The 25,742-nt window shown below is 46.1% G+C and carries 25 protein-coding genes, 2 tRNA genes and 1 riboswitch; of the genes, 19 read left to right on the top strand and 8 right to left on the bottom strand.

Annotated elements, in window-relative coordinates; translation table 11 throughout:
- Positions 1 to 41: 41 nt before the first annotated feature.
- Together ICN20_RS09155 and ICN20_RS09150 are read right to left on the bottom strand one after the other, a co-directional pair.
- Positions 42 to 395, bottom strand: coding sequence for a c-type cytochrome (locus tag ICN20_RS09155; RefSeq protein ID WP_216239753.1), 354 nt, complete (start codon positions 393 to 395; stop codon positions 42 to 44).
- A gap of 31 nt (positions 396 to 426) precedes the next feature.
- Positions 427 to 792: a cytochrome c gene (locus tag ICN20_RS09150; RefSeq protein WP_216239751.1), complete on the bottom strand. Its 366-nt coding sequence runs from the start codon at positions 790 to 792 to the stop codon at positions 427 to 429.
- A 161-nt stretch (positions 793 to 953) separates the two neighbouring features.
- Between ICN20_RS09150 and ICN20_RS09145 the strand changes: the two genes are divergently transcribed.
- Genes ICN20_RS09145 through ICN20_RS09135 form a run of 3 tightly spaced genes read left to right on the top strand, consistent with a single transcriptional unit; the run spans position 954 to position 3,545 of the window.
- The gene (locus ICN20_RS09145; RefSeq protein WP_216239743.1) at positions 954 to 1,823 is read left to right on the top strand and encodes a MoxR family ATPase; all 870 of its coding nucleotides are present in this window, start codon (positions 954 to 956) and stop codon (positions 1,821 to 1,823) included.
- A gap of 32 nt (positions 1,824 to 1,855) precedes the next feature.
- On the top strand, positions 1,856 to 3,031 hold the full coding sequence (locus ICN20_RS09140; protein ID WP_216239741.1) for a VWA domain-containing protein: 1,176 nt from the start codon (positions 1,856 to 1,858) through the stop codon (positions 3,029 to 3,031).
- A gap of 55 nt (positions 3,032 to 3,086) precedes the next feature.
- On the top strand, positions 3,087 to 3,545 hold the full coding sequence (locus ICN20_RS09135) for a RidA family protein (protein ID WP_216239739.1): 459 nt from the start codon (positions 3,087 to 3,089) through the stop codon (positions 3,543 to 3,545).
- A gap of 10 nt (positions 3,546 to 3,555) precedes the next feature.
- Here ICN20_RS09135 and ICN20_RS09130 read toward each other — a convergent pair whose 3' ends face one another.
- Positions 3,556 to 4,206, bottom strand: a complete 651-nt coding sequence (locus ICN20_RS09130; RefSeq protein ID WP_216239738.1) for an NTP transferase domain-containing protein — start codon at positions 4,204 to 4,206, stop codon at positions 3,556 to 3,558.
- Between the two features lie 51 nt (positions 4,207 to 4,257).
- Between ICN20_RS09130 and ICN20_RS09125 the strand changes: the two genes are divergently transcribed.
- Entirely contained in the window at positions 4,258 to 5,217 is a 960-nt protein-coding gene (locus ICN20_RS09125; RefSeq protein WP_216239736.1) for an XdhC family protein, read from the top strand.
- A gap of 9 nt (positions 5,218 to 5,226) precedes the next feature.
- Here ICN20_RS09125 and parC read toward each other — a convergent pair whose 3' ends face one another.
- Both parC and ICN20_RS09115 read right to left on the bottom strand, forming a co-directional pair.
- A complete protein-coding gene (parC, locus tag ICN20_RS09120) occupies positions 5,227 to 7,602 on the bottom strand; it encodes a DNA topoisomerase IV subunit A (protein ID WP_255534751.1) in 2,376 nt (791 codons plus the stop codon).
- Positions 7,603 to 7,676: 74 nt separating this feature from the next.
- On the bottom strand, positions 7,677 to 9,665 hold the full coding sequence (locus tag ICN20_RS09115; protein WP_216239734.1) for a DNA topoisomerase IV subunit B: 1,989 nt from the start codon (positions 9,663 to 9,665) through the stop codon (positions 7,677 to 7,679).
- A gap of 79 nt (positions 9,666 to 9,744) precedes the next feature.
- Between ICN20_RS09115 and ICN20_RS09110 the strand changes: the two genes are divergently transcribed.
- The 4 genes from ICN20_RS09110 (at position 9,745) to ICN20_RS09095 (ending at position 13,032) form a co-directional block, all read left to right on the top strand.
- Complete coding sequence (locus ICN20_RS09110; RefSeq protein ID WP_216239732.1) at positions 9,745 to 10,965, top strand: CaiB/BaiF CoA-transferase family protein; 1,221 nt, start codon at positions 9,745 to 9,747, stop codon at positions 10,963 to 10,965.
- Positions 10,966 to 10,969: 4 nt separating this feature from the next.
- Positions 10,970 to 12,202 carry an MFS transporter gene (locus tag ICN20_RS09105; protein ID WP_216239730.1) on the top strand — a complete coding sequence of 411 codons (1,233 nt, stop codon included), beginning with the start codon at positions 10,970 to 10,972 and terminating at the stop codon, positions 12,200 to 12,202.
- 192 nt (positions 12,203 to 12,394) lie between these two features.
- Positions 12,395 to 12,469 (top strand) — tRNA-Arg (locus ICN20_RS09100).
- 215 nt (positions 12,470 to 12,684) lie between these two features.
- Entirely contained in the window at positions 12,685 to 13,032 is a 348-nt protein-coding gene (locus tag ICN20_RS09095) for a hypothetical protein (protein WP_216239728.1), read from the top strand.
- Positions 13,033 to 13,208: 176 nt separating this feature from the next.
- Here ICN20_RS09095 and ICN20_RS09090 read toward each other — a convergent pair whose 3' ends face one another.
- Positions 13,209 to 13,991 (bottom strand): hypothetical protein, encoded by a 783-nt coding sequence (locus ICN20_RS09090; protein WP_216239726.1) that lies wholly within the window; start codon positions 13,989 to 13,991, stop codon positions 13,209 to 13,211.
- Between the two features lie 129 nt (positions 13,992 to 14,120).
- Here ICN20_RS09090 and ICN20_RS09085 point away from each other — a divergent pair, with 129 nt between their 5' ends.
- The 7 genes from ICN20_RS09085 to thiE all read left to right on the top strand — a co-directional run bounded on the left by ICN20_RS09085 (position 14,121) and on the right by thiE (position 21,101).
- A complete protein-coding gene (locus ICN20_RS09085) occupies positions 14,121 to 14,510 on the top strand; it encodes a hypothetical protein (RefSeq protein ID WP_216239724.1) in 390 nt (129 codons plus the stop codon).
- A gap of 415 nt (positions 14,511 to 14,925) precedes the next feature.
- The gene (locus ICN20_RS09080; RefSeq protein WP_216239722.1) at positions 14,926 to 15,759 is read left to right on the top strand and encodes an NUDIX hydrolase family protein; all 834 of its coding nucleotides are present in this window, start codon (positions 14,926 to 14,928) and stop codon (positions 15,757 to 15,759) included.
- An 85-nt stretch (positions 15,760 to 15,844) separates the two neighbouring features.
- Positions 15,845 to 15,953: riboswitch (TPP riboswitch) on the top strand.
- A gap of 37 nt (positions 15,954 to 15,990) precedes the next feature.
- Positions 15,991 to 17,931 carry a phosphomethylpyrimidine synthase ThiC gene (thiC, locus tag ICN20_RS09075; protein ID WP_255534698.1) on the top strand — a complete coding sequence of 647 codons (1,941 nt, stop codon included), beginning with the start codon at positions 15,991 to 15,993 and terminating at the stop codon, positions 17,929 to 17,931.
- Between the two features lie 31 nt (positions 17,932 to 17,962).
- The gene (locus ICN20_RS09070) at positions 17,963 to 19,111 is read left to right on the top strand and encodes an FAD-dependent oxidoreductase (protein WP_216240400.1); all 1,149 of its coding nucleotides are present in this window, start codon (positions 17,963 to 17,965) and stop codon (positions 19,109 to 19,111) included.
- Positions 19,102 to 19,299: a sulfur carrier protein ThiS gene (gene thiS / locus ICN20_RS09065; protein WP_216239721.1), complete on the top strand. Its 198-nt coding sequence runs from the start codon at positions 19,102 to 19,104 to the stop codon at positions 19,297 to 19,299. The genes ICN20_RS09070 and thiS overlap by 10 nt, the downstream gene beginning before the upstream one ends.
- 21 nt (positions 19,300 to 19,320) lie before the next feature.
- A complete protein-coding gene (locus ICN20_RS09060; RefSeq protein WP_370624542.1) occupies positions 19,321 to 20,139 on the top strand; it encodes a thiazole synthase in 819 nt (272 codons plus the stop codon).
- Positions 20,140 to 20,174: 35 nt separating this feature from the next.
- On the top strand, positions 20,175 to 21,101 hold the full coding sequence (gene thiE, locus ICN20_RS09055; RefSeq protein WP_216239719.1) for a thiamine phosphate synthase: 927 nt from the start codon (positions 20,175 to 20,177) through the stop codon (positions 21,099 to 21,101).
- A gap of 36 nt (positions 21,102 to 21,137) precedes the next feature.
- Here thiE and thiD read toward each other — a convergent pair whose 3' ends face one another.
- Positions 21,138 to 22,022: a bifunctional hydroxymethylpyrimidine kinase/phosphomethylpyrimidine kinase gene (gene thiD / locus ICN20_RS09050; RefSeq protein ID WP_216239716.1), complete on the bottom strand. Its 885-nt coding sequence runs from the start codon at positions 22,020 to 22,022 to the stop codon at positions 21,138 to 21,140.
- A 21-nt stretch (positions 22,023 to 22,043) separates the two neighbouring features.
- On the opposite strand from thiD, the gene ICN20_RS09045 reads away from it, so the two are divergent.
- Positions 22,044 to 22,119: transfer RNA gene (locus ICN20_RS09045), tRNA-Asn, on the top strand.
- Between the two features lie 64 nt (positions 22,120 to 22,183).
- Here ICN20_RS09045 and ICN20_RS09040 read toward each other — a convergent pair.
- Positions 22,184 to 22,768 (bottom strand): hypothetical protein, encoded by a 585-nt coding sequence (locus ICN20_RS09040; RefSeq protein ID WP_216239713.1) that lies wholly within the window; start codon positions 22,766 to 22,768, stop codon positions 22,184 to 22,186.
- Positions 22,769 to 22,980: 212 nt separating this feature from the next.
- Here ICN20_RS09040 and ICN20_RS09035 point away from each other — a divergent pair, with 212 nt between their 5' ends.
- The 3 genes from ICN20_RS09035 to ICN20_RS09025 are packed head-to-tail and all read left to right on the top strand — an operon-like array spanning position 22,981 to position 25,733.
- Positions 22,981 to 24,294, top strand: coding sequence for a U32 family peptidase (locus ICN20_RS09035; protein ID WP_216239712.1), 1,314 nt, complete (start codon positions 22,981 to 22,983; stop codon positions 24,292 to 24,294).
- Between the two features lie 29 nt (positions 24,295 to 24,323).
- Entirely contained in the window at positions 24,324 to 24,851 is a 528-nt protein-coding gene (locus tag ICN20_RS09030; protein WP_216239710.1) for a hypothetical protein, read from the top strand.
- An 18-nt stretch (positions 24,852 to 24,869) separates the two neighbouring features.
- A complete protein-coding gene (locus ICN20_RS09025) occupies positions 24,870 to 25,733 on the top strand; it encodes a transporter (protein ID WP_370624541.1) in 864 nt (287 codons plus the stop codon).
- The last annotated feature ends 9 nt before the right edge of the window (positions 25,734 to 25,742 follow it).

The raw sequence follows: 25,742 nt of genomic DNA, 5'->3' as shown, positions 1-25,742 counted from the left end.
AGATTATTCTAAGCCTTTAATATATGTAGCCTAAGCTGGGTTTACTTTTTAACGACTAAGTTACCAGGTAGTGAAGCAACATAAGCTGCAATATCTTGCAGATCAGTATCGGTAAAGTTTTGAACCTGTGAACCCATGATGGCGTTGTTGCGTCCAAACTGTGGATTGCCGTTACCAACCTTGTATGCCTTCAGTGCGTAATAAACGTAATCAGCATACTGGCCAGCCAACTTTGGATAAACAGGCAGAATTGGGGCATTTAGTCCTGCGCCATGACAAGAAGCGCAATTAGCCTTCTCAACCAAAGCCATGCCTTTATCTACGTTAGCAGCATTTGCAACGTTTACCAAACCAATGCTTGAAAGCAAAACTGCTGTAATTAGTGCGAATTTCATAAAAGTATCTCTATGTATCTTTATCAATGAATCACTTCAATGGGTTGTTAGGTGAGCTGGCAGTTTGCGCAGCATAGTACTCACCAATATCAGCCATATCTTGGTCAGACAAGCTTGCAGCAACAGAGCGCATCGTTGGATGCTTTCTTTCGCCCTTTTTGTATGCAGCCAATGCGCTAGCAATGTAAGCGCCATTCTGACCACCCAACATAGGCACTTTGTATACCAAGGGGTAATCAGCACGGTAATCCGGGATGGAATGGCAGCCAACACATAGCCATACCTTGGCATTACCAGCAGCGGCGTTACCTTTTACTTCATCAGCCTGAGCAACAGAACCAGCAAAAGCTAAGGTTGCGACAACAGCCAAATGAGGAAGAATTGAGAGTTTTTTCATAGAAATCATTATTAATGAGTTTGATTTAGATCAATTGGCAAGAGTATAGCGGACAGACGCCCTTCTCGTCATTTCAGAGGCCAAAAACAGTAGAAATACTGAAAAATTTGCCTCATTTACCTATACTGGAACGCTTAACACAGTACTTTTTAGACGACAAGATGAGCAAACACCCTCCTTCACCCCAAAACCGCTTCGACGGCAGCCAAAACTATGTTGCCACTGATGATCTCAAGCTAGCAGTGAATGCGGCCATTGCACTCCAGCGACCCCTCTTAATTAAGGGCGAGCCAGGCACTGGCAAAACCATGCTTGCCGAGGAAGTGGCAGCCGCTCTGAACATGCCGCTCCTGCAATGGCATATCAAGTCAACAACAAAGGCACAACAAGGCCTTTATGAATATGACGCTGTCAGCCGCTTGCGCGACTCGCAATTGGGGGATGAAAAAGTAAAAGACATTCGCAACTACATTGTTAAGGGCGTACTGTGGCAAGCCTTTGAAGCGGATGAGCCTACAGTGTTACTGATCGATGAAATCGATAAAGCCGATATTGAGTTTCCGAATGACTTGTTACGCGAAATTGATCGTATGGAGTTTTATGTTTATGAAACTCGTGAATTAATTAAAGCAAAACATCGTCCGCTCGTCATCATTACCTCCAATAATGAAAAAGAATTGCCCGATGCTTTCTTACGTCGCTGTTTCTTTCATTACATCACCTTTCCTGATGCGCAAACCATGCAAAGCATCGTGGATGTCCATCACCCCCATATTAAGCAAGATCTGCTGGATGCAGCCCTTAAGGCCTTTTACCAAATACGCTCTTTGCCAGGACTTAAAAAGAAGCCTTCGACCTCAGAGCTAATTGACTGGCTCAAGCTTTTACTGGCCGAAGACATTCCACCAGAAGCACTTCATAGCAGCGATGAAAAGATAGTGGTTCCGCCGTTACATGGTGCACTTCTAAAGAACGAACAAGATATTCACCTGTTTGAACGTTTAGTCATGATGAATCGCAATCATCGTTAGTACAAAGCAATTTATTAGCGCATAGAATTTTCATGTTGATTCAATTCTTCCTTAATCTGAAAGAGGCCAAGGTACCTGTTTCAGTCCGAGAATTTTTAACTCTCTTGGAGGCTTTGAAATCAGGTGTTATTAACCCATCAATTGATGAGTTTTATCAACTCTCGCGCATGACGCTGGTTAAAGACGAGCAGCACTTTGATCGCTTTGACCAAGTTTTTGGAGCTTACTTTAATGGTGTTGAGCAAATCATTGCTCTCTCACCAGACATTCCGCTAGATTGGCTTGAAAAAAAACTGCAACGCGTTCTGACTGAAGAAGAAAAAGCGGCGCTCCAAAAGTTGGGTGGCCCAGATGCCTTGAAGAAGCGCCTCGAAGAGCTCTTAAAAGAACAAAAAGAATGGCATGGGGGTGGCAACAAGTGGATTGGCGCTGGTGGCTCATCGCCTTTTGGGCATAGCGGCTACCATCCGGAAGGCATTCGCATTGGTGGTGAAAGTGCCGGGAACAGAACGGCTATCAAAGTTTGGGAGGCCCGTGAATTTAAAGACTATGACAGCGATTTAGCTTTAGGCACCCGCAATATCAAAGTGGCATTGCGACGCTTGCGGCGTTTTGCTCGAGAAGGCTCTACGATGGAGCTTGATTTAGATAAGACCATTCATTCAACCGCTGCAAATGCTGGCATGCTTGATATTCAGATGCGGCCTGAGCGGCACAATCAAGTCAAAGTGTTGCTACTCATGGATGTTGGTGGCTCGATGGATGATCACATTCAGCGTATTGCGGAGCTATTCTCTGCTGCCAAGGCTGAATTTAAGCATTTAGAGCATTACTACTTTCATAACTGTGTCTATGAAAATCTCTGGCAGAGCAATCGCCGGCGGCGAGATCAAGCTACACCCACGCAAGACATCATTAACAAATATGGGCCAGACTACAAATTGATCTTTGTTGGAGATGCGACCATGTCTCCTTATGAAATACTGAGCCCCAATGGCTCCGTTGAATACAACAACAAAGAGGCGGGCGCTGTTTGGATTAATCGACTTATCGATCACTTCCCCCACTTTGCCTGGCTCAATCCAGAACCTGAATCCATTTGGCAATATCGTCAATCGATCGATATTATGCAAAACCTCATGAGAGATCGTATGTACCCTGTCACCTTAAATGGCCTTGAAAGTGCCATGCGTCAACTTTCCAAGTAAGATTTAACCAATCAAATTTAACCCTCTTTTTCAATTTAAATAATCGATATTCAATATGACTACAAACATCAGCGAACGCCTTAAAACCCTCGGCATTGATTTACCTCCACCAGGACCCCCTGCTGCTGCCTATGTCATGGCAGCTACAACTGGCAACACCGTTTTTCTCTCTGGTCATATTGCTAAACGCGATGGCAAACCTTGGGTTGGAAAATTAGGCAAAGATATGGACACCGAGACTGGCAAAGCGGCGGCGCGTACGATTGCAATTGATTTGATTGCCACCTTACAAAATCATTTAGGCTCTTTAGATAAAGTAAAGCGCATCGTTAAAGTGATGGGCTTAGTCAACTCCACTGACAGCTATACAGAGCAACACCTGGTTATCAATGGCTGCTCAGAGTTACTGTTCGAAGTGTTTGGTGATGCTGGCAAACATGCACGTAGCGCATTTGGTGTTGCACAGATTCCGCTGGGGGCTTGCGTAGAAATTGAATTAATCGCAGAGATTTAATTTAATCGAATTAAATAGGATCAAGTCCTAGTTTCTGGATATCAGCCGGCGTATCGACATCCATTAAGTAGGCTTGGTTTTCGGTAACAAATAATCTAACTAGCTCTGGATGCTGATCCATATAGGGCCTACAGACCATGCCGGGGATTGCTAAGATTTTCTCAATTACCCCCTTTGAAAACAAGACTGGATTGCCGCGTTGATTGTTAATCATCGGCAACACAATTTCCTGGTTTTCGGTTCTGCGATGAAATTGCTCTAGCAATGCCTCGATCTCAGCACTAGCGATATTAGGCTGATCACATAGCGCGACTAACAAAACATCATAGTCAGACTTTAGTGACTCAAGACCAAGTCGCACAGAAGAAGATTGACCTAAATCTGGATTGGGATTTTTCACTAGAGTGATTGAACTGTGGATAGTCGGTTTTAATGAATTGATTTCCGCTTCAATTTTGTCCGAGTAAACGCCAGTGACCACCAAAGTCTCGAGAGGATCACAACTTTGTGCCGCTTGAATGAAGCGGGTTAATAAAGTGTCCCCACCCCTTTTTAACAAGGCTTTGGGATATCCGCCCAAACGACTTCCCTGGCCCGCAGCCAATATGATGATGGCTAGGCGCAATGTTGAGTTTTTGGAAGGTTCACTAGAAACGGTCATTAGAGTGATAATAAATAGTTATTAATAAAAGCACGTAAAAGAAGAAAACGCATGAACAGCACTGATTTAAGCGTCCTCAAATCCGCCGTTGAATGGCTCCAATCAGGTCAATCCGTTGCTATTGCGACCGTTGTACAGACATGGGGCTCGGCACCACGTCCAATAGGCTCTTGGCTTGCGATTCGGGCTGACGGGCAAGTCGCCGGGTCCGTTTCTGGAGGCTGCGTTGAGGATGATCTTATACGCCGAGTCCAAACTGAAATTCTCACTCGCGAAGCCCCCGAAATGGTTGTTTATGGCGTTACCCAACAGGAGGCCGCACGTTTTGGTCTTCCTTGTGGCGGGACTTTACGATTATTGGTTGAGCCTAGGCCGGAATTAGCGGTACTGGAAAAATTACTTGCAAATATTTCTTCTCATCAAATTACCCGCCGCTCTGTAAATTTAGCTACTGGGAAATCCACTCTCAGCCAAGGTGACCGCAGTGATGAATTTGCCTGCTCCGAGCAAGCAATGCAAACGACTTACGGCCCACGTTGGCGTATGGTCATTATTGGCGCTGGTCAGCTTTCCTTATACACCGCAGATTTTGCTCTGGCCTCTGACTTTGAAGTGATTGTGATCGATCCACGTGAAGAATATGCTGAGGGCCTTAATCGCTCAGACATTACTTTCTCAAAGGGCATGCCAGATGATGTATTGCTAGAGATTGGCGTTGATTCGCATACGGCTGTTGTTGCGCTTACTCATGACCCCAAATTAGACGACATGGCACTGATGGAGGCCCTGAAGTCGCCCGCCTTTTATGTTGGCGCTTTAGGAAGTCGTAAAAATACCCAGAAACGCAAAGAGCGTTTACTAGAGTTTGATGTCAGCCAAGAACAAGTTGAAAAGTTACATGGCCCTGTTGGACTCTATATTGGCGCTCTCACCCCACCAGAGATCGCTGTTTCGATTCTGGCGGAAGTGATTGCCGTTAAATATGGCGTCAGTATTCCGAAGAAAACCTAAATACCTTACTTAGTTTGCTGTTAACTTGCCGTCTTTTAAGCGCGGTTCAACAAAGTGACCCTTGCGTGCACGGTTACCTGCAAATGACTTCAAGGTTTTCGCATCCAAACTCAGTTCAGTAGGCTTGCCAGCACGTCCTGCGCCTGAATAAGTAGCGCCATCCGGTCCAACCGCAATGGCTGAAGCCAAGTGCTCCTTATCATCTAAGCCCATCAGGATTACGCCCTTGCCACCTGTTGGCAAACGTTTGAGCTCATCCAATGGGAACACCAATAATTTAGATGCTTCAGATAAACAAGCGACTTGCTTCATACCGACCTTAACCTTGGCCGCACCCAAAGGTGCATCGCCAGGAACCTTGGCATCCATACTTAAGAATGATTTACCCGCCTTGTTACGCGTAGTCATATCAGCAACGTTGGCTAAGAAACCAAAGCCCGCTTTTGTAGAGAGCAATACCAAATCATCAGATTGGCCAGCGTAATACGCAACCATCTGTGAGCCAGCAGCCAAGTTCACAAAGCTGGTCAATGGTGAGCCATCGCCGCGAGCACCTGGTAATTCGCTGACGGGTACTGTGTACACACGTCCATCACTGCCGAAGCCCTGAATGACATCAACAGTTCTCACTTCGAAGGTCGCATATAAAGCATCGCCCGCCTTGAAGGCAAACTGAGTTGCATCATGCTCATGGCCTTGGCGAACACGTACCCAACCTTTTTGAGAGACGATTACCGTGACCGGCTCATCAATGATTTTGGTCTCCGCTACAGCGCGTTTGTCTTCCTGAATGAGGGTGCGACGGTCATCGCCAAAATCCTTCATATCAGATTCGATTTCTTTGATGATGCGCTTTCGCAATACGGTATCGCTTTGCAATAGACCTTCTAGGTCATCACGTTCTGCTTTGAGTTCTTTAAGTTCTTGCTCAATCTTGATGCCTTCCAAGCGAGCCAACTGACGCAAACGGATATCGAGAATATCTTCAGCCTGACGATCGCTAAGCTTGAATTCTTTAATCAGATCCGCTTTAGGCTCATCGCTATTGCGAATAATCTTGATGACCTTATCAATATTCAGAAGAACGGTTAAGCGTCCTTCTAAAATATGCATGCGGTCTTTGACTTTGCCTAAGCGATGCTGCGTTCTACGAGTCACCGTAGCAACCCTAAATGCAACCCACTCTGAGAGAATTTCTTTTAAGCCTTTTTGACGTGGGCGACCATCATTGCCGATCATCACCAAATTCATTGGCGCATTGGACTCTAGTGAGGTATGCGCTAGCAAGAGATTAACGAACTCATTGACATCAATATTCTTGCTCTTAGGCTCAAATACCAATCGTACTGCGGCATCTTTACTAGATTCATCGCGCACGCCATCAAGCACATTCAGAATGGTTGATTTGAGATTATTTTGCTCAGGAGTGAGGGTCTTCTTGCCAACCTTGACCTTTGGATTGGTGATCTCTTCAATTTCCTGTAAGACGCGCTGCGAGGAAGTAGCCGGCGGCAGCTCATTGACAACAATTTGCCATTGACCACGAGCCAATTCTTCAACAGACCAACGTGCGCGCACCTTGATACTGCCGCGCCCTGCTTCATAAATCTGCGCAATTTCTGCTGCAGAAGAAATAATTTGGCCGCCGCCTGGATAGTCGGGGCCAGGCATGATTTCTAACAACTCTGAAGTACTCATTTTTGGAGACTTCATTAGGGCAACAGCAGCAGTAGCGACTTCACGTAAATTATGCGAAGGAATCTCAGTTGCCATACCAACGGCAATACCTGAAGCGCCATTGAGCAATACGAATGGCAGGCGTGCTGGTAATAATTTAGGCTCTTGGAATGAGCCGTCATAGTTCGGTGCAAAATCTACCGTACCTTCATCAATCTCACTTAAAAGCAAGCCTGCAATCTTGGTTAAACGCGCTTCGGTGTAACGCATAGCTGCTGCGCCATCACCATCACGTGAACCGAAGTTTCCTTGACCATCAATTAATGGATAGCGTAATGAGAAACTTTGCGCCAAACGAACCAAAGCATCGTATGCGGATTGGTCACCATGAGGATGAAACTTACCGAGCACATCACCAACCACGCGGGCACTCTTCACTGGCTTGGCATCAGCACGCAAACCCATTTCGCTCATGGAGAACAGAATGCGTCGCTGCACAGGCTTCTGACCATCAGATACATCAGGTAGTGCGCGACCCTTAACAACGCTAATGGCGTAATCCAAATAGGCGCGCTCTGCATATACTGCAAGGGTTAAGCTATCTTTACCATCTTCATTCAGGTCAATGGTTTTGGGATCATGGTTGCCCGCTCCGCCACCGGAAGCGGTTGCTACAGCTGGAGCCTCATCAACCTCAACTACCTCCATCTCTACAGAGGGAATAGAAAACAAATCCGCTTGTTCAGCTGGATCATTTTTTCCAGGAGTCTTTTTAGTTGCCATTAGATATCCGCCTCCACTTCATTGCCGCGCTCTTCCAACCAGTCACGACGTGCGCCAGATTCGGATTTACCCATCAACATATCCATTGTTTTAAATGTTTCGTCTTCAGTCCATGCGCCTAGCGTTACGGGTAGTAAACGGCGGGTATCTGGATTCAAAGTGGTGTCCCAAAGCTGTTCTGCACTCATTTCTCCTAAGCCCTTAAAGCGTGAGATCTGCCAGGCAGTTTCTTTTACACCATCTTTACGCAACTTATCTTCGATCGCTTGGAGCTCATTAGCATCTAAGGCATAAATCTTTTGCGCTGGCTTCTTGCCGCGTGCTGGGGCATCAACCCTAAATAGAGGTGGTCTCGAAATATGTATATGCCCTAACTCAATGAGTTTAGGGAAATGCTTATAGAACAGGGTTAAAAGCAATACCTGAATATGGGCACCATCGACGTCCGCATCAGAAAGAATGCAAACCTTACCGTAGCGCAGATTAGATAGATCTGGACTGTCATTTGCACCATGCGGATCAACACCAATTGCTACTGCGATGTCATGCACTTCATTGTTAGCAAACAAGCGATCACGCTCAGCTTCCCAGGTATTTAATACCTTGCCACGCAATGGCAGGATGGCTTGATATTCTTTATTACGACCCATCTTGGCTGAACCGCCAGCGGAATCACCCTCTACCAGGAAGATTTCGTTCATGCCGATATCTTCACTCTCACAATCGGTAAGCTTTCCAGGAAGTACCGCTACGCCTGAGGATTTTTTCTTCTCAACCTTTTGGCCAGCACGCGTTCTCGCTTGTGCCTGCTTAATTACCAAATCAGCTAACTTACGACCGTAGTCAACGTGCTGATTGAGCCAGAGCTCTAAAGCGGATTTAACGTAACCAGAAACTAAACGTACGGCATCACGTGAATTGAGGCGCTCTTTAATTTGCCCCTGGAACTGTGGATCCAAAACCTTTGCAGACAAAATAAATGAGGCGCGTGCAAACACGTCTTCGGGCATGAGTTTCACGCCCTTTGGTTGCAATGCGTGCATCTCAATAAAGCCTTTTACGGCATTAAATAAGCCTTCACGCAAACCGCTTTCATGGGTACCACCAGCAGGAGTTGGAATCAAGTTCACATAACTCTCACGTACTGGCGCGCCATCTTCAGTCCAGCAAACAACCCAAGCCGCGCCCTCGCCTTCAGCAAAAGAATCATCCTCGCCTGTGCCGGTAGCGTATTGCTCGCCTTCGAACGGGGGGATGACTTCAGCGCCATGGCCGGCTTGTGCAATTGCTTCATTCAGATAGCCGCGCAAGCCTTGTGCATATTGCCAAGTCTGGGTATCGCCTGATTTTTCTTGAATCAGCGTAACCTTCACGCCAGGCAATAACACTGCCTTGGAACGCAATAGACGAATAAGCTCAGGCATTGGTATTACCGAGCTATCAAAATACTTGCCGTCTGGCCAAGCACGTACGCGAGTACCGTGAGACTTGTCTTCTTTTGAAGAAGCTATTGTTTTGAGCTTTTCAATCACCTTGCCATCAGCAAAGGTTAATGTGGACATTTGGCCATCACGCCAAACGGTTACTTCCAATCTTTTTGATAAGGCGTTGGTTACAGAAACACCTACTCCGTGCAAACCACCAGAGAAGGCATATGCACCACCAGTGCCTTTTTCAAACTTACCCCCAGCATGTAGCTGGGTAAAAACGATCTCAACTACCGGTAATTTTTCAGTAGGATGCATGCCCACTGGAATGCCACGACCATCATCTTCGACGCTCACGCTGCCATCGGTATGCATAGTGACGATGATTTGCTTGCCAAACCCACCCAAAGCCTCATCGGATGCGTTATCTAGCACCTCTTGAATGATGTGGAGTGGATTGTCAGTACGGGTGTACATTCCAGGCCGTTGACGGACTGGTTCTAGTCCTTTTAGGACCTGAATCGACGATTCGCTGTATTCGGAAGTTTTACGGGTAGCCATGCGCGCAAATTGTAGTCATGTCTGAGGTCTAGACCGAATTTTTCAGGAATAGCCCTGTCATCCATGCCAAAATCGAGGGATGGGAGCCTTAAGTCATATTCGCGTTTTAGACCTTAGCCGAGTCTTGGCTGGTCCTTGGTGTGCTCAAAATCTTGCCGATTTGGGTGCGGATGTCATCAAAGTCGAAAGGCCTGGGGTTGGAGACGATACCCGCCATTGGGGTCCTCCCTTTGCCAAAGACGCAAATGGCAAGGAAACCGATGAATCTGCCTATTTTATTTGCATTAATCGCAATAAACGCTCCATTACGGTGGATATCGCCAAACCTGAAGGTCAAGAGCTCATCCGCAAGCTTGCCGCCGAGTCCGATGTCGTCATTGAAAACTATAAGGTTGGCGACCTCGCCAAATACGGTCTTGATTATGAAAGTCTCAAGAAGGTCAAAGAGAATTTGATCTACTGCTCCATTACTGGATTTGGTCAAACTGGTCCTTATGCCCACCGCCCTGGTTACGATTTCATTATTCAAGGTATGGGCGGCTTCATGAGTGTGACCGGAGAAGCACACGACTTTGAAGGTGCTAGCCCACAAAAATCGGGTGTTGCCATTGCAGATATCTTTACCGGCATGTATGCCAGCACTGCCATCTTGGCTGCCATAGTCCATCGTGACCATACCGGCGAGGGTCAATATATTGATATGTCCTTGCTAGATACGCAAGTAGCCGTAATGGCCAATGTATCAAGCGCTTATCTGACTTCAGGTGAGGTCCCAAAGCGCTGGGGTAACGCCTCTCCGATCATTGTTCCCTATCAAACCTTCCCTACATCTGACGGCTGGATGATTGTGGGCGCTGGTAATGATGGTCAATTCCGACATTTTGTAACCGCTGGTGGCGAAGCCCATTTAGCGGATAACCCGCTCTATGTCACCAACCCTTTGCGCGTTGAGCATCGCAAGCATCTCATCCCCCTTCTAGAGAAGATGACTCGCAAAATGACCAAGGGCGAATGGATTACCTTGCTTGAGAAAGCCAATGTTCCTTGCGGCCCCATCAATAACTTCAAGGAAGTTTTTGAAAACGAGCAAGTCATTCATCGTGGCGTGCAGATTGATGTTCCGCACCCCACAGTCGGCAACATGAAATTGGTTGCCAGCCCGATGCGTCTATCAAAAACCCCGACGGAAGTTCGGATGGCCCCACCAACGCTTGGTCAGCATACCCAAGAGATCTTGCATGAGCGTCTCCAGCTCGATGATCAAGCGATAGAAGCACTGCGCACCAAGGGAATCATCTAAAGTTATGACTACGCAAACCTCCAAAGCGGGACTTTCGATGAAGGAAGTCCTCATCTATGGCGGACTCATGGTCACCTTATCCATGGGCATTCGTCATGGCTTTGGACTCTTTAATTTACCCATCACTTCAGCCAATGGCTGGGGTCGTGAAACGTTTGCACTAACTATCGCCCTGCAAAATCTCATCTGGGGCGCTGTTCAGCCCGTCACTGGGGCACTAGCTGATCGTTATGGCGCTTTCAAAATCATGGTGGCTGGTGGAGTTTTATATGCCTTAGGCTTAGCGGGCATGGCAGTCTCCACAGACGTCATGAACTTCACTCTAGCTGGTGGCTTACTCATTGGCTTGGCACAAACCGCAACTACCTACAGCGTAGTCTATGGAATCTTGGGTCGCAACGTATCAGCGGAAAAACGGGTTTGGGCAATGGGTATTACTGCAGCTGCTGGCTCATTTGGACAGTTCCTCATGATTCCAGCAGAGCAGGGTTTGCTCAGTATGCTTGGCACACAAGATGCACTTCTCATGCTGGCATTGATGGCTAGTTTGATGATTCCAACTGCCTTTATGTTGCGTGAGAAGAATTTCACACACAACCATAATTTAGGCGATCAAACTATCAAGCAGGCTTTAAAAGAAGCTATTGGCAACCCCAGCTTTCGCTATCTCACCTTAGGTTATTTTGTTTGCGGCTTTCAGGTGGTGTTTATTGCGGTTCATCTAGCTCCATACCTGAAAGACCTCTCTTCGAACTATCCGGCCGTTGGCGCTCCAGTTGTCGCCACTACTGCCCTGGCCTTGATTGGGCTCTTTAATATCTTTGGCACCTATAGCTCGGGCATCCTGGGCCAACGCTTTCCTAAGCGATATTTGCTCTCTGCAATCTACATTGGTCGCTCTATTGCCATTACGGCATTTTTATTATTACCACCAACACCGATGAGCACTTACATCTTTGCAGCCATTATGGGATTCTTATGGCTGTCCACTATTCCACTAACTAACGGCATCGTTGCGCAAATTTTTGGCGTGAAGTATTTGACAATGCTTTCAGGTCTGATCTTTTTCTCGCATCAGCTAGGAAGTTTCTGTGGAGCTTTCCTCGGCGGTTATTTGTTTGATCAAACAGGTTCGTATTTAATTGTTTGGGAAATTGCAATTGGATTAGGTGTCTTTGCTTGCTTGGTCAACCTTCCTGTAAAAGAACGAGCAGTTCATCGAGTGGCTAATGCTTAAGAAAAGGTCATTCCCATGGAGCATCGTTTCCTATGGATTTGCTTTGCTTGTTTTGCTATTTATTTTTTCGATGTACTTCGCACCCGATATGATGGTGGCTGTTACCAATCAAGTGTGGGCTCTTTGTGGTTGGTAGCTCTTGGCAGGCAATTCATTAGAATCCCCCTAACATATTTTTAGATTTACATCCGACTCGCCGTAGCACAATGGATAGTGCACATGCCTCCTAAGCGTGGGATACAGGTTCGATTCCTGTCGGCGGGACCAACCACCACTCTTTAGACCCTAAGTCGGTCAATTAAACTCGCCAGTCACTTTTGTGTCTTAAGCAATCCTACCCAAAAAGAACTTCTCTGGGACCGGTTTTTGGAATTAATGTCAATAGTAAAAATTTATTGATATGGCAATCAAATAGGCTTATAAAGACTAATTATTTGCTTTACGCGGTAGCTTCTTAACTTTTTGAAAAAAGGATTCAAATAATGTTCGCAGAATTAATTGACAAAATCATTGATGATTACAAGGCCGACCAAAAAAATAAAATCTTTATCGATGAAGATACGCTCTTGGCAGCCGCAACCGAAGAAACTGGTAATGATGTTTCTTCTGAGCAACTAAGATCGGTGATTAAAAACTTTTTATCCGGTGAGATGGATGGTGATGATTATTCAATTTATGATGGCGCCATCTATGCCTGTGCAGTAGCTTCAAACAATTGCTTCGGAGATCCGGCTGAACATGAAGACGATGATGATTACAGCGTAGATTATGAAATAGATTGGATAGAAAACAGCGACGGGTCATTCTGTGCTGAAATTCGCCCAAATTAAATTGTCAACTGTAAGGCTCTAGGCATCTCACCCACCTATGAAGATGTCTGGGGCTTTTCTTCTTTAGATTTAAAACTGCCATATAAACATTTGAAAGCTGCACACCTCTGAGCATAAGCTCAACTTTGATTTGCCGTAAATCGAACCGCGCACCAATCTATTTTCTAATGCATCCCTTAATTCTCTAGAAGTCTGGAAAGAATTAATTGTCCGCCCTTTAGATCCAATCCCAAGCTTGCGCCGCGAGCTTGATTGCGATCATAAACACAAATATTTCCGGATTCAGCCACCCCCCACTCCCTTGCCTTCCTTGTAACGATAATGCTTTTTTCACCAGAAATAGTCTGTGGCTCCAATACATTTTTAACAAAATTTAAAGCCTCTTGAGCTGATGCCAACCTATTAACTATTCCTGAAGATTTAAAATTTATGGAGTGATATGGAATTAACTCTATCTGAGAAATATTCTTAGATGTGTGCTTCAGAGCCTCATAGTAAGAGCCTGCAAATTTGACTCGTGCTACCTCTGAAATAACACCTCTTAATTTTTTCTCCCACCACTGAAATCCTCCATGCCAAGCCAGATTTGGATCAAGCCACATAAAAGGAAATTCAGTCTGAGAAAAATCTTGTTGTAAGTTATTAATCAGCCTCTCACGATATTCTGACCTAAGAAATTCACCGTAATAATCGGTATAACTTAACCCGGGGTTCAGCAGCAGGATGACAATTTTTGAGTTACTTATGTCACCAGCATATGGAATGGGCAATAAGGATAAGTCCATACGACTATCTGAATGTGAGCCAAAATTATCACTAACGAGATAACTGTCATAATTTATTGGCGAAAGCTTGAAATGCTTAGATTTCGTAATATCGCCAATAACACTTGAATCTGATGGATGCACATAGGGATAAGCATTGGGATCAAACCGCATCCAAAAATCAATTAATTGCATTATGTGACACCCTCTAATATGATTTGCAGCAGATGGTAAATTTATTCTCACCTTCCTCTTGAGTGTATTAGCGTCAACGCCTATTGACTTTAATTCTATTAATTTTAAAAATCTATTTAAACTGAAATCATGAGAATTTTTGTAAAAATTGCATCCGGTCTGTGGGTTGGCGTATCAACTTCAACACATTGGCTAAGAGGCATCCTCTCTGGCTTAGTGGTTGGTATTGTCTGTATATTCGCACTGTCATTTGTGGACTTTGGGTTTGTCCTTGATCTCTTTGTTTCAAAGGAACATAGACAAAGACAGCAGGAGGTCTACGAAATGCAACAGGAGCAAGCTGAACTAGCCCGAACCTATTACCAGCGACATCCCGAAGAGGATCCAAAGTTTATTAGGCGAGATAGCTCCTTAAACCAAAGCTACGCTGAGCAAACCAGCAACCAAAATGGTGGGGGTGACAACGCTAAATTAACTCCAGGAAATATTCCTGCTACGCCTAGTGAAGGCAGCAAATAGCCGCTTTGTAAAATATTGCTTTAGTAAAGATAAAAGTCTTGATAAGTAGTTAGCGGGGATTCTTGACGGCAATCATGTAGCACAAAAGGTACGAAAAGAATACGGATTTATTTAATATAAATTTTAAGATCCCAACAACACAAAGGGTTCCAGGCCGCTATTTTTCCTAGGTTTACCTGTCGGCGGGACCATAAATTCTTCATACTTATCCACAGGCCTTGTGGATAAATCCTCAAAAGTTTTCGTAAGTCACAGATTTGTATAGGGTGACCTAGCTTGCTTAATTTGTGTGCAAAATGGTTTGCCCTATTTTGCGTGTTTGCTTATGAATATTTAATCTAGTTCCTATAAGATTTTGTGTTAAGGCCATTGAGCAATAAGGGCAAAGAACGCCAAGTTCCCTTACACTTGGGTCATGAATAGCCTATCAACCAGTACGCTGGCAGCCCTTGAAGAAATGCTCCAAAACACGGCGCGTTCTGCCCCTGGGGATTACTTACCGATTTATTTATCCCGCGGTGCAATGGGCGAACAACTCATTGGCCACCTGAATCCAGATTTCACCTCCTACTTGCAAGAGTCGTTGCAAAAGGAATCCATCCCGATGATTTCAATGGGGCATGACAAACTCTCCATTCAGCTAGGCAAACCTAGAGATTTATCAAACAGCCTGTATCAGTTAGCCAACCGTATGAGGTTGGGTGGATTTATTCCAGGCTGGCGTAACGAAGACTTTGCTTGGGTAGATCAAAATGGTCACAAGTACTTTCGTATGGAACGTGCTGCGTTTCGCACCTTTGGCTTTCGCAGTATGGCAACGCATATCAATGGCTATACGCAAGGCAATACGATTTGGTTAGGTAGGCGCAGTGAAACTAAGCCTACCGATCCAGGCAAGTTAGATAACTTAGCTGCCGGCGGCATTACAGCTGATGAGACACCTTGGGTCAGCGCGCGTCGCGAACTTTGGGAAGAAGCTGGTGTGCCCGAACAAATTGCAGATCAAATTGAGCCTGTTGGTCGTATTCATATGCGCCGCCCATCCATCGGACGAGGCTTTCATGACGAACAGCTCTATGTTTATGACTTAGAGCTAGCGGATAACTTTGTACCAACGAATCACGATGGTGAAGTGAGCGGTTTTATTGAGATTTCCTTGCCGGAGGCTGCCGCACGTATCCTTGCGGATGAATTTACCTCCGACGCTGCTTTTGTTACCGCTGACTTTATATTGCGTCGCAATAAATAGAGTCCTTTGGGCTTAATGAGCCCTTTCGAAACAGTTTGACTGAAGTCATGCCCCAATCAGCCAATTCGTGGTTAAATCCTTATTAAGGATGAAACAGGGGTGCCCTTTAAAGCGGATTTAGCTTGAAGGCGCTGAGAAAGACCCTAGAACCCGATCCAGGTAATGCTGGCGTGGGGAGTTACATCAGACCGACACCCGGTTTCGTCCATCTAAAACAGCTAGGAGATGGACATGAGTACAGGTAAGACCTCAACTAAAAACGCTAAACACGAGATTCCAAGTTTAAAAAGTTTGGAGCGCGACTTCGGGCAAAAGTTTGCCTATCCAGCCTCGACAAAAACGTATCTCCAAGGTTCTAGACCCGATATTAAAGCGCCAATCCGCATGATTGAGCAGCTACCTACTCGTGTTGGCGAAGAGATGATTGCCAATCCACCAGTGCCGGTCTATGACACTTCGGGCCCATATAGTGATCCAGATGTTGTGATCAATCTTGAAAAAGGTTTGCCCAGACTGCGTGATGCTTGGATTGCAGAACGCAATGACACCATTCAACTAGCAGGCCCTAGCTCCGAGTACGGTGTTGCTCGCTCACACGACGAAGCGACACAAAATTTACGTTTTTCCCACATCAGCGCGCCACGCGTAGCCAAATCCGGCCATAACGTAAGTCAAATGTATTACGCCCGTCAAGGAATCATTACTCCTGAAATGGAATACATCGCCTTGCGTGAATCCATGGGCCTTGAGCAGCTTCGCAAAGATCCAGCTTATAAACAGCTGTTAAAGCAACATCCTGGTAAGGGCTATGGTGCCAACTTACCCGAAATCATCACTGGTGAATTTGTGCGCTCTGAAATTGCTGCGGGCCGTGCAATTATTCCGGCGAACATCAATCACCCTGAATTGGAGCCGATGATTATTGGCCGTAACTTCCGCGTGAAGATTAACGGAAACCTAGGCAACTCTGCGGTTACCTCATCCATTAATGAAGAAGTAGAAAAGATGGTGTGGTCTATTCGTTGGGGTGCAGACACCATCATGGATCTGTCTACTGGTAAGCATATTCATGAGACACGTGAATGGATTATTCGTAACTCTCCAGTTCCGATTGGCACCGTTCCAATCTATCAAGCACTAGATAAAACCGGTGGTATTGCAGAAGACCTCACCTGGGAAATGTTTCGCGATACTTTGATTGAACAAGCCGAGCAAGGTGTTGATTACTTCACTATTCATGCGGGTGTGTTACTGCGCTATGTACCCTTAACCGCTGATCGTATTACTGGCATTGTTTCTCGTGGTGGTTCGATTATGGCTAAATGGTGCTTAGCTCATCACAAAGAAAACTTCCTCTACACGAAGTTTGATGAGATCTGCGAGATCATGAAAGCCTATGACGTGTCATTTAGCTTAGGCGATGGCTTGCGTCCTGGTTGTATTGCTGACTCCAATGATGCCGCTCAGTTTGGCGAACTCCATACCCTTGGTGAATTAACTGCCAAGGCCTGGAAACATGATGTGCAAGTCATGATTGAAGGTCCTGGTCACGTGCCAATGCAGCGTATTGAAGAGAATATGACTGAAGAGTTAAAGCATTGCTTAGAAGCTCCTTTCTATACCCTCGGACCATTGATTACTGACATCGCCCCTGGCTATGACCACATCACCAGCGGTATTGGTGCAGCGCAAATTGGTTGGTATGGCACAGCAATGCTTTGTTATGTCACGCCAAAAGAACACTTAGGCTTGCCGGATAAAGAGGATGTGCGCGAAGGCATCATTACTTACAAGATTGCTGCCCATGGCGCTGACTTGGCCAAAGGTTTACCTGGTGCACAAGTACGCGATAACGCCCTATCTAAGGCGCGTTTCGAGTTCCGCTGGGAAGACCAATTTAATCTTGGTCTAGATCCTGAGCGCGCACGTGAATATCACGATGCAACACTACCTGCTGAAGGCGCCAAGATTGCGCACTTCTGTTCTATGTGTGGTCCGAAGTTCTGCTCCATGAAGATCACTCAAGAAGTTCGTGACTACGCTGCAACATTAGATGCCGATGGCAACCCTAAAGCAAAAGTGATTCCAATTACTGAAGTAACTGATGCTTCTAAAGGCATGGAAGAAATGTCTGCTGAGTTCCGTAAGCGCGGTAGTGAAATTTATCAGTAAGTTATTTAAACAATAAGTCGAGTTGGTAATGATGACTAGCGCGAGCTTCTCTAATAGCAAGTACGCGATTGTTGGCGGGGGCCTGATGGGTCGCCTGCTAGCGCTTGCACTTGCTAAAGGTGGCGCTCAAGTCGATCTGTTTGATAAGGGTGGTCCTGATGGGGCGCATGCTGCTGCGCGTATTGCAGCTGCAATGCTGGCTCCTTTAGCTGAATCTGCCATTACCGAAGATTCCGTTGTTCGCATGGGCTTGTATAGCCTGCCTCGCTGGAAAGAAATCATCGCTAGTTTGACTGCTCCGGTTTATTTTCAGCAAGAAGGTACCTTGATTTTGTGGCATCGCCAAGATGCCAGTGATGCAGAGCGCTTTGCTGCGCATCTGGAGAAAAACTGTCGCTCTAATTCCGGTCTAAGTGCACCGCAAAAACTCGATAACGAAGCTTTGCGTGAAATTGAGCCTGGCGTTGCTGATCGATTTAATCAAGGCCTTTATTTACCCAACGAAGGTCAATTAGATAATCGCCAATTATTAGATGCTCTCGCTAGCGAGCTAAAGCTGTCGACGGTAAATTGCCATTGGCATACCGAGATTAACCCATCGGAACTGCGCAAACAGACAAGCTATAAGGTGGTAATTGATTGCCGCGGTACGGGCGCCAAGGAATCGTGGTCTTCTGGTGAATCACCCAATAGCTTGCGTGGCGTGCGTGGTGAAGTGATTCGCCTCTATGCTCCAGAAGTAAAGCTGCGTCGCCCTACACGCTTAATACATCCGCGCTATCCAATCTACATTGCCCCAAAAGAAAACGATATCTATGTGGTCGGTGCAACGGAAATTGAATCCGATGACTTGTCAGAAATGAGTGTGCGCTCCGCTATGGAGTTGCTTAGCGCTGTTTATACCGTGCATAGTGGTTTTGCAGAGGCTCGTATTTTGGAAATGGCTACACAGTGTCGCCCGACCTTAAAAAATAATCTTCCAGAAATTAGATCCCAAAAAGATAAAGGGCTTGCTGATTTGATCTTGATCAATGGCTTATATCGCCATGGTTTTATGATTTCACCAGCAGTACTGGATTGCGCCTTAGAGCTTTTGGGGTCTGGGGCAAGTAAAACTGCATTGGAGTTAGGCTTGAGCCTTACTCACGAGAGCAATCATGTAGAGGTGGTATGCGCGTAATCGTTAATCAGGTGATTTACGAGCTACCAAGCAAGAGCATGGTGAGTGATGCATTGGCTTTAATTAATGCCAAGCCGCCCTATGCTGTTGCAGTAAATCTGAATTTTGTACCGAAGACCAAGCATGCTGACTTTGTCTTGAACGAGAATGATCAAATTGAGGTTATCGCCCCCGTTACTGGCGGTTGATCAATAACAAACTATTTTGATATGAATGCACCTTTGCCTAACAACCTGAATAGCGCTGACACCCTTGTCCTATATGGCGAGAGTTTTGCGAGTCGCTTGCTATTGGGCACCTCACGCTACCCTTCTCCACAGGTTTTAGAGAACGCAGTGCAGGCATCTAATCCTGCAATGATTACCGTGAGTCTGCGTCGTCAGGGTACGTCTACTACTGAAGCGCATAGTGGCTTTTGGGATTTACTAAAAAAGATGGCTGTTCCGGTTCTGCCAAATACAGCTGGATGTCATAGCCCACAAGAAGCAATCACCACCGCGCAAATGGCACGTGAAGTTTTTGAAACGGATTGGATCAAGCTAGAACTCATTGGTGATGACTACACACTTCAACCTGATGTTTTGCGTTTAGTACAGACAGCAGAGACACTCATCAAAGATGGTTTTAAGGTACTACCGTATTGCACTGAAGATCTAATTTTGTGCCAACGTTTGGTTGATGTGGGTTGCCAAGCCGTAATGCCTTGGGCTGCACCTATTGGAACGGGACAAGGCCCTTTAAATCCGTATGCCATGAAACTCTTGCGCGATCGTCTCAAGGTGCCGCTTTTGGTGGATGCCGGTCTAGGCCTCCCTTCACATGCCTGTAGCGTGATGGAATGGGGATTTGATGGCGTACTACTCAATACCGCAGTAGCCTTGGCAGATGATCCAGTAGTGATGGCTAAAGCCTTTGCTATGGCTGTTGATGCTGGTCGTGCAGCCTATTTATCAGGCGCCATGAAGCCCCAAGAATCAGCCCAAGCAAGCACGCCTCTAGTGGGCACGCCATTTTGGCACCAATCGTAGCTACTTAGTTAAACCAAGTTAAGTACACTGAACTCATGAGCCTGATTCGAGACCTTGCTGACCAAATCGTTGCCGCGCATCGCAATGAGGATTTATGCATTGCGATTCCGGCCTTTAGTCTTAACTCGCCTCCTCCGCTCATTGATAACGAAGCTGCTGTTGATCATTACGAATTAGCAGGCGCTCTAGCCAGTATTGAGATGGGGTTTATCGAGTCAGATGCAAAAGTATTAGGTAAGGCTTGGTCACGCATGACTTTGCAAGATGGCGGTTTTAATCCTTTTAAATGGCCCAACAGACCAGAGCATTTTGATTTACTGCCCTGGACTCGCAATATGAATCCCAACGCCTTTAAAGAGTGTCCTAAGCGCTTGGGCTTATATGGCGTCATGCCAGATGCTGACTGGGTCAAGCGCATGGTGGATGCCCAATTACCAACTGTACAGCTGCGCTTTAAGTCAGATGAAAAGTCTAAGATCAGAAAACAGATTAAAGAATCTGTTGCAGCGGTTAAAGACAGCAAGACCTTGCTCTTCATTAATGATTATTGGCAAGAAGCAATTGATGCCGGTGCCTATGGCGTGCATCTTGGTCAAGAGGATCTGGTAGATGCCAATCTTGAAGAAATACGCTCAGCAGGATTAAGGTTGGGCTTGAGCACCCATGGTTATGCTGAGCTTGCTCATGCAGATCGCTTTTGCCCAAGCTACATTGCAATGGGCGCAGTCTTTCCGACGAACTTAAAGAAGATGCCAACTGCACCACAAGGCCTGGGTCGCTTATATCAGTACGCCAAGCTAATGAGTAACTACCCGCTAGTTGCTATTGGTGGCATTGATCAAGATAGTATTCATGCGGTTAGCAAGAGTGGTGTTGGCTCAGTGGCCGTAGTGAGGGCCATTACACAAGCCAAGGATCCCAAGGCAGCAGTTAAGCATCTGCAAGAATTAATGCGGGCTTAGAACCTTCTTTGCTTCTTTCCCTCTTCAGTACCAGCTTTAATTCTGATCTTTCTCATCCAGTAATGCTGTTGGATAAAAATCATGCATGTGCCACAAAGGGCCCGGGCCTTCACCAATGCTTAAGAAGCGCCCCGCCTCTAAGCCTGATTCTACATAGGCAATTGCCTTAGCAACTGCATGAGCCAGGTCATGACCATCAGCAAGGTATGTAGCAATTGCAGATGCCAAAGAACATCCAGTGCCATGCGTATTTACCGTATTTACTCGATAGTGTTTGAATTCTTTTGTTTGAATAACTTCAAGTCCATCTTCGAGAGTGCGCCACATTAAGTAATCGGTAATTTGCGTATGCGTGCTATCTAAGTGCCCACCTTTAATGAGCACCGCTTGTGGACCCATCTCGAGTAATTCTTCTGCAGCCAATTTGAAATCGTTGGGGCCGCCAATATCGCGACCTAGCAACAAAGAAACTTCATCCATGTTGGGCGTAATAAGTGATGCGATGGGAAATAATTCAGCCATCATCGCTTGGGCGGTGTCGTCACCACCTAAGCTTGCGCCAGAAGTGGCGCGCAAAACAGGGTCTAGGACGATGCGCTTCACACCGTGCTTGCGTAAAGATTTAGCAACTGTGCGGACTATTTCTGGGCTTGCTAGCATGCCGATTTTGACAATATCAGCACCAATATCCACTAAAACAGCATCAATCTGGGCTTCAACTACTTCAAGATCTATATCCTGAATACGCGTGACACCCAGGGTATTTTGGGCAGTTATTGCTGTGATGACAGACATCCCGTAGCCGCCTAAAGCTGTGATCACCTTGAGATCGGCCTGCAGCCCCGCCCCGCCGCCACTATCGGACCCAGCAATGGTCAGTACTTTGGGGATCTGTACAGAAGTAGGAAGAAGTGATTTCATCTTGCTATAATATCGGCTTATTCCTCGATAGCTCAGTCGGTAGAGCGCCGGACTGTTAATCCGTAGGTCCCTGGTTCGAGCCCAGGTCGAGGAGCCAAATAAGTAAAGCCCCTAGAGAAATCTAGGGGCTTTTTCTTTTGAGGGCTAGGTAAATTGACCTACTAGATCAAGCCCTTCTTTCGCAGATTAGCCAGGCGATTATTCAGAGTCTTGATAGTGAGAAGATTGTATTTATCGCCTTCCTTCCAAGCGCTACCTTTCCACTCAATACCTTCTGACGTGACATTAGCAAAAGGCTCTTTACCCTCTTTTGCGTAACCCTCTAATATGGCAATCAATGCTGGGCGATCATCTGATCCGCCCGCATCTTTCACTGCATCCAAAATGGGTTTGGTGATCGTATCGCTATAGGTCACCTTAGCATCCATATGATTTGGCGCTACCGGCTCTTCAAAGATATATTCATGGGGCCACTCAAAGACATTTCTTGCGGAATTTTTTACTGCTTCGGGACTCACTGCACCGCCTACAGGATTTTTTGGGTCAGTTGGTAAATTTAGCTCCACAATCCAGGTTTCGAATTCTGCAATGCGGCTATAACGCTTTTCTTCGCTATCGCGCTTCTGCTCCTCTTGCGAGAGCAATAAAGTAACCCATGCCCAGGCAATATCTTTAGGTATTGCAAACTCTTGGGCCAAAATACCGCTGGCTTTTTTTAGGATGGGTTTCGATGTTAGTTTTGACATTGCATTCTTTAATAAGCGCCTTCGGTTTAAGGTGAAAAGTCAAAGGGAAGGCTCCCCGTTCATTCTTACAATACTCTCCACAGACCCGACAGGATACTCTTGTGGCCCATGGTTTACTTGACGGGCCTTTGTAAACACGCTTTTAGCCTGCTCCAAGGCTAGGGAATGCAGAGAATCAAGCAAGATCGGCTGCATTCACTAAAATAGAGCCCATGACTAAGATTCCTGAACTTCTCGCTCCAGCCGGCAGCCTCTCTATGCTGCGTACTGCCTTTGATTTTGGCGCCGATGCCATTTATGCGGGGCAGCCACGTTACTCCCTGAGGGTGCGCAATAACGACTTTGGCAAGATTGAAGTCCTTAAGCAAGGCATCGATACCGCCCACGAAATGGGTAAGAAGTTTTATTTGGTTTCCAACTTATTGCCTCATGGCGGTAAGACACGTACTTATATTAAAGATATGGATCCAGTGATTGCATTAAAGCCAGATGCTTTAATCATGTCTGATCCAGGCCTCATCATGATGGCTCGTGAAGCTTGGCCAGATATGCCAATTCATTTATCTGTTCAGGCCAACACCGTGAATGGCGCTTCAGCTAAATTCTGGCGCTCGGTTGGTATTAGTCGCGTGATTTTGTCTCGTGAACTCTCCTTTGATGAAATTGAAGAAGTGCGTCAAGACTGCCCAGAGATGGAGCTTGAAGTATTTGTTCATGGCGCGCTCTGTATCGCCTACTCAGGCCGCTGTTTACTATCTGGCTATATGTCTCATCGAGACTCCAATCAAGGCGCATGTACCAATGCCTGCCGCTGGGATTACAAGGTCAAACCTGGCCAACAGAACACCAGTGGTGATGTTGTACTTTTACAGGAAGCCCGTCGCCCTGATGATTTGATGCCGATGGAAGAAGATGAGCATGGTACTTACATCATGAACTCAAAGGATCTGCGAGCCGTTGAGCATATTGAGCGCCTAACTAAGATGGGTGTGGACTCCTTCAAGATCGAAGGTCGCACCAAATCACCCTACTACGTTTCACGTACTGTGCAGTCTTACAGAGCCGCAATTAATGATGCTGTTGCAGGTAAACCATTTAACACAGCTCTATTGGGTCAATTAGAGGGCCTAGCTAATCGTGGTTACACCGACGGGTTTTATGAGCGTCACCACGATAAAGAATACCAACTCTATATGCGTGGCCACTCCTTATCAGGACGTAGCTTGTATGTAGGTGAAACGCTGGAGACCGATGCTGCAACCGGCCGCGTCAAGGTAGATGTCAAGAATCGCTTTTCTATTGGCGACAAAATCGAGATCATCGAACCAAACGGAAACACAGATATTGTTTTGTCAGAAATGTGGAATATGAAGGGCGAATCGATAGACGTAGCCCCTGGCTCTGGTCACTTTGTTTGGCTCAACATCCCGATGACTACAAAACATGCCTTTATTGCACGTTACACACAAGAGCCAGCACCAGCTGAGGTAGCCGCCTCTAGCTCTTGCTCTACATGCGGTGACTAACGCTCCGATTCCTCTCACTAAAGATTTTCATGACTAATAGCACTAAGAACCTCACCAATAAACCTGGCTTGAAAATCAAACTCGAAGAGGAAATGAAGAAGGCAATTTCTTTATCGATTTATTTCGGCATTTGGTTCTGCGCTATTACCTTTATGGCTGCAACCGCACTCGAAGAGCGCCCCATTCCCCTAGCCTTATTTGGTTTTGCATTAATCAAAGCGGGTTTGTCAGCGAAATTCATGCTGATTGCGCAGGCCGCTTATCCCATTAAGGTAGATAAAAAAAATGGAATTGTTGGCTCTCTGCTTATTGAGTCTATTGTTTATATTATTGTTGTGATTGCTCTGAACTATCTTGAAGCAGGAGTGGATGGCCTGATCCATGGAAAAGAATTTATTACCTCTATGACCGCTTTTGGAGGCGGTGATCCACTAAGAGTATTGGCCATGTCAATTGTGTATTGGCTAATTGTTTGGCCGTACTTGATTTTTGTCGGGTTCAATAAGGTTGTGGGGAATACCGAAACTCTGGCAGTCCTATTTGGCTCCAAAAAATAATTGCTTTACTTGTATTACGTGAGAGTTTTTTGGCTTTGCCTGTTGGGATTTTTTTGCCAACAGGCTTATGCCCAAGAAATCGAAGCGCGCGCTTATTCCAATGCGCCCATTGGCATTAACTTTATTACTGGCGGTATCGCACAAGCCAAAAGCGGTTCCTACACCCTCACTACTGAAGCGGCAAACCTGACCCGCATCATCGACGTCTTCGGACAGTCTGGCAGGATTAGCCTCTTAGTCCCTTATGCTCAACTTTCAGGTACCGGCAGTGTTGGTGCTCAATATATGAATGCCTCCGCAGAAGGTTTATCGGATCCCGTTGTAAAAATCTCTGCCAATCTGTACGGCGCACCAGCACTCTCACTGGAGGAATTTAAGCATTACCAGCAGGACTTAATTATTGGCGCAAGTCTTGCTGCATCTATTCCATGGGGTAAGTACAACAACGAGCAAATGCTCAACGTAGGCGCTAATCGCTCTCTTATTCAGCCCGCTATCGGAGCATCTCAAGCCATCGGACCATGGCGTTTTGAGCTGGCAGGCATGGCCACGATCTACACCAGCAATACAAGTTTTCTGGGAAGTAATACGCTCTCACAAAACCCGATCTACTCTTCGGAAGCCCATGCGATCTATTACTTTGAGAATACGGCCTATATTTCTGCGGACGCGACCTACTTTATGGGCGGCCAGAAATATGTCAACGGCACCGCAATCAGTGGTTCACAAGAAAATTGGCGCTTTGGCAGCACTTTTTCTTACCCTATCAATAAGCACAATTCGATCCGCCTCACTGGCAGCAAAGGCGTTTATTCCAACACCAATACTGACTACACTGCAATGGGGATCTCTTGGCAGTACCGCTGGGGTGGTGGTCTGTAGGTAAATTGG

Source organism: Polynucleobacter sp. JS-Polo-80-F4 (genome assembly GCF_018881965.1).
In the GTDB taxonomy this organism is placed as follows: domain Bacteria; phylum Pseudomonadota; class Gammaproteobacteria; order Burkholderiales; family Burkholderiaceae; genus Polynucleobacter.
This window is presented reverse-complemented; position numbering and strand designations above follow the sequence as displayed.

What these genes read in the sequence shown, in the direction of transcription:
- ICN20_RS09095 (WP_216239728.1), top strand. Translation starts at nt 12,685, where the DNA reads ATGTTCGCAGAATTAATTGACAAAATCATTGATGATTACAAGGCCGAC.
- ICN20_RS09105 (WP_216239730.1), top strand. Translation starts at nt 10,970, where the DNA reads ATGACTACGCAAACCTCCAAAGCGGGACTTTCGATGAAGGAAGTCCTC.
- ICN20_RS09040 (WP_216239713.1), bottom strand. Translation starts at nt 22,768, where the DNA reads ATGTCAAAACTAACATCGAAACCCATCCTAAAAAAAGCCAGCGGTATT.
- ICN20_RS09030 (WP_216239710.1), top strand. Translation starts at nt 24,324, where the DNA reads ATGACTAATAGCACTAAGAACCTCACCAATAAACCTGGCTTGAAAATC.
- ICN20_RS09130 (WP_216239738.1), bottom strand. Translation starts at nt 4,206, where the DNA reads ATGACCGTTTCTAGTGAACCTTCCAAAAACTCAACATTGCGCCTAGCC.
- ICN20_RS09140 (WP_216239741.1), top strand. Translation starts at nt 1,856, where the DNA reads ATGTTGATTCAATTCTTCCTTAATCTGAAAGAGGCCAAGGTACCTGTT.
- thiS (WP_216239721.1), top strand. Translation starts at nt 19,102, where the DNA reads ATGCGCGTAATCGTTAATCAGGTGATTTACGAGCTACCAAGCAAGAGC.
- thiC (WP_255534698.1), top strand. Translation starts at nt 15,991, where the DNA reads ATGAGTACAGGTAAGACCTCAACTAAAAACGCTAAACACGAGATTCCA.
- ICN20_RS09080 (WP_216239722.1), top strand. Translation starts at nt 14,926, where the DNA reads ATGAATAGCCTATCAACCAGTACGCTGGCAGCCCTTGAAGAAATGCTC.
- ICN20_RS09110 (WP_216239732.1), top strand. Translation starts at nt 9,745, where the DNA reads ATGGGAGCCTTAAGTCATATTCGCGTTTTAGACCTTAGCCGAGTCTTG.
- ICN20_RS09035 (WP_216239712.1), top strand. Translation starts at nt 22,981, where the DNA reads ATGACTAAGATTCCTGAACTTCTCGCTCCAGCCGGCAGCCTCTCTATG.
- ICN20_RS09060 (WP_370624542.1), top strand. Translation starts at nt 19,321, where the DNA reads ATGAATGCACCTTTGCCTAACAACCTGAATAGCGCTGACACCCTTGTC.
- ICN20_RS09085 (WP_216239724.1), top strand. Translation starts at nt 14,121, where the DNA reads ATGAGAATTTTTGTAAAAATTGCATCCGGTCTGTGGGTTGGCGTATCA.
- ICN20_RS09090 (WP_216239726.1), bottom strand. Translation starts at nt 13,991, where the DNA reads ATGCAATTAATTGATTTTTGGATGCGGTTTGATCCCAATGCTTATCCC.
- ICN20_RS09115 (WP_216239734.1), bottom strand. Translation starts at nt 9,665, where the DNA reads ATGGCTACCCGTAAAACTTCCGAATACAGCGAATCGTCGATTCAGGTC.
- thiD (WP_216239716.1), bottom strand. Translation starts at nt 22,022, where the DNA reads ATGAAATCACTTCTTCCTACTTCTGTACAGATCCCCAAAGTACTGACC.
- parC (WP_255534751.1), bottom strand. Translation starts at nt 7,602, where the DNA reads ATGGAGGTAGTTGAGGTTGATGAGGCTCCAGCTGTAGCAACCGCTTCC.
- thiE (WP_216239719.1), top strand. Translation starts at nt 20,175, where the DNA reads ATGAGCCTGATTCGAGACCTTGCTGACCAAATCGTTGCCGCGCATCGC.
- ICN20_RS09125 (WP_216239736.1), top strand. Translation starts at nt 4,258, where the DNA reads ATGAACAGCACTGATTTAAGCGTCCTCAAATCCGCCGTTGAATGGCTC.
- ICN20_RS09145 (WP_216239743.1), top strand. Translation starts at nt 954, where the DNA reads ATGAGCAAACACCCTCCTTCACCCCAAAACCGCTTCGACGGCAGCCAA.
- ICN20_RS09070 (WP_216240400.1), top strand. Translation starts at nt 17,963, where the DNA reads ATGACTAGCGCGAGCTTCTCTAATAGCAAGTACGCGATTGTTGGCGGG.
- ICN20_RS09155 (WP_216239753.1), bottom strand. Translation starts at nt 395, where the DNA reads ATGAAATTCGCACTAATTACAGCAGTTTTGCTTTCAAGCATTGGTTTG.
- ICN20_RS09135 (WP_216239739.1), top strand. Translation starts at nt 3,087, where the DNA reads ATGACTACAAACATCAGCGAACGCCTTAAAACCCTCGGCATTGATTTA.
- ICN20_RS09150 (WP_216239751.1), bottom strand. Translation starts at nt 792, where the DNA reads ATGAAAAAACTCTCAATTCTTCCTCATTTGGCTGTTGTCGCAACCTTA.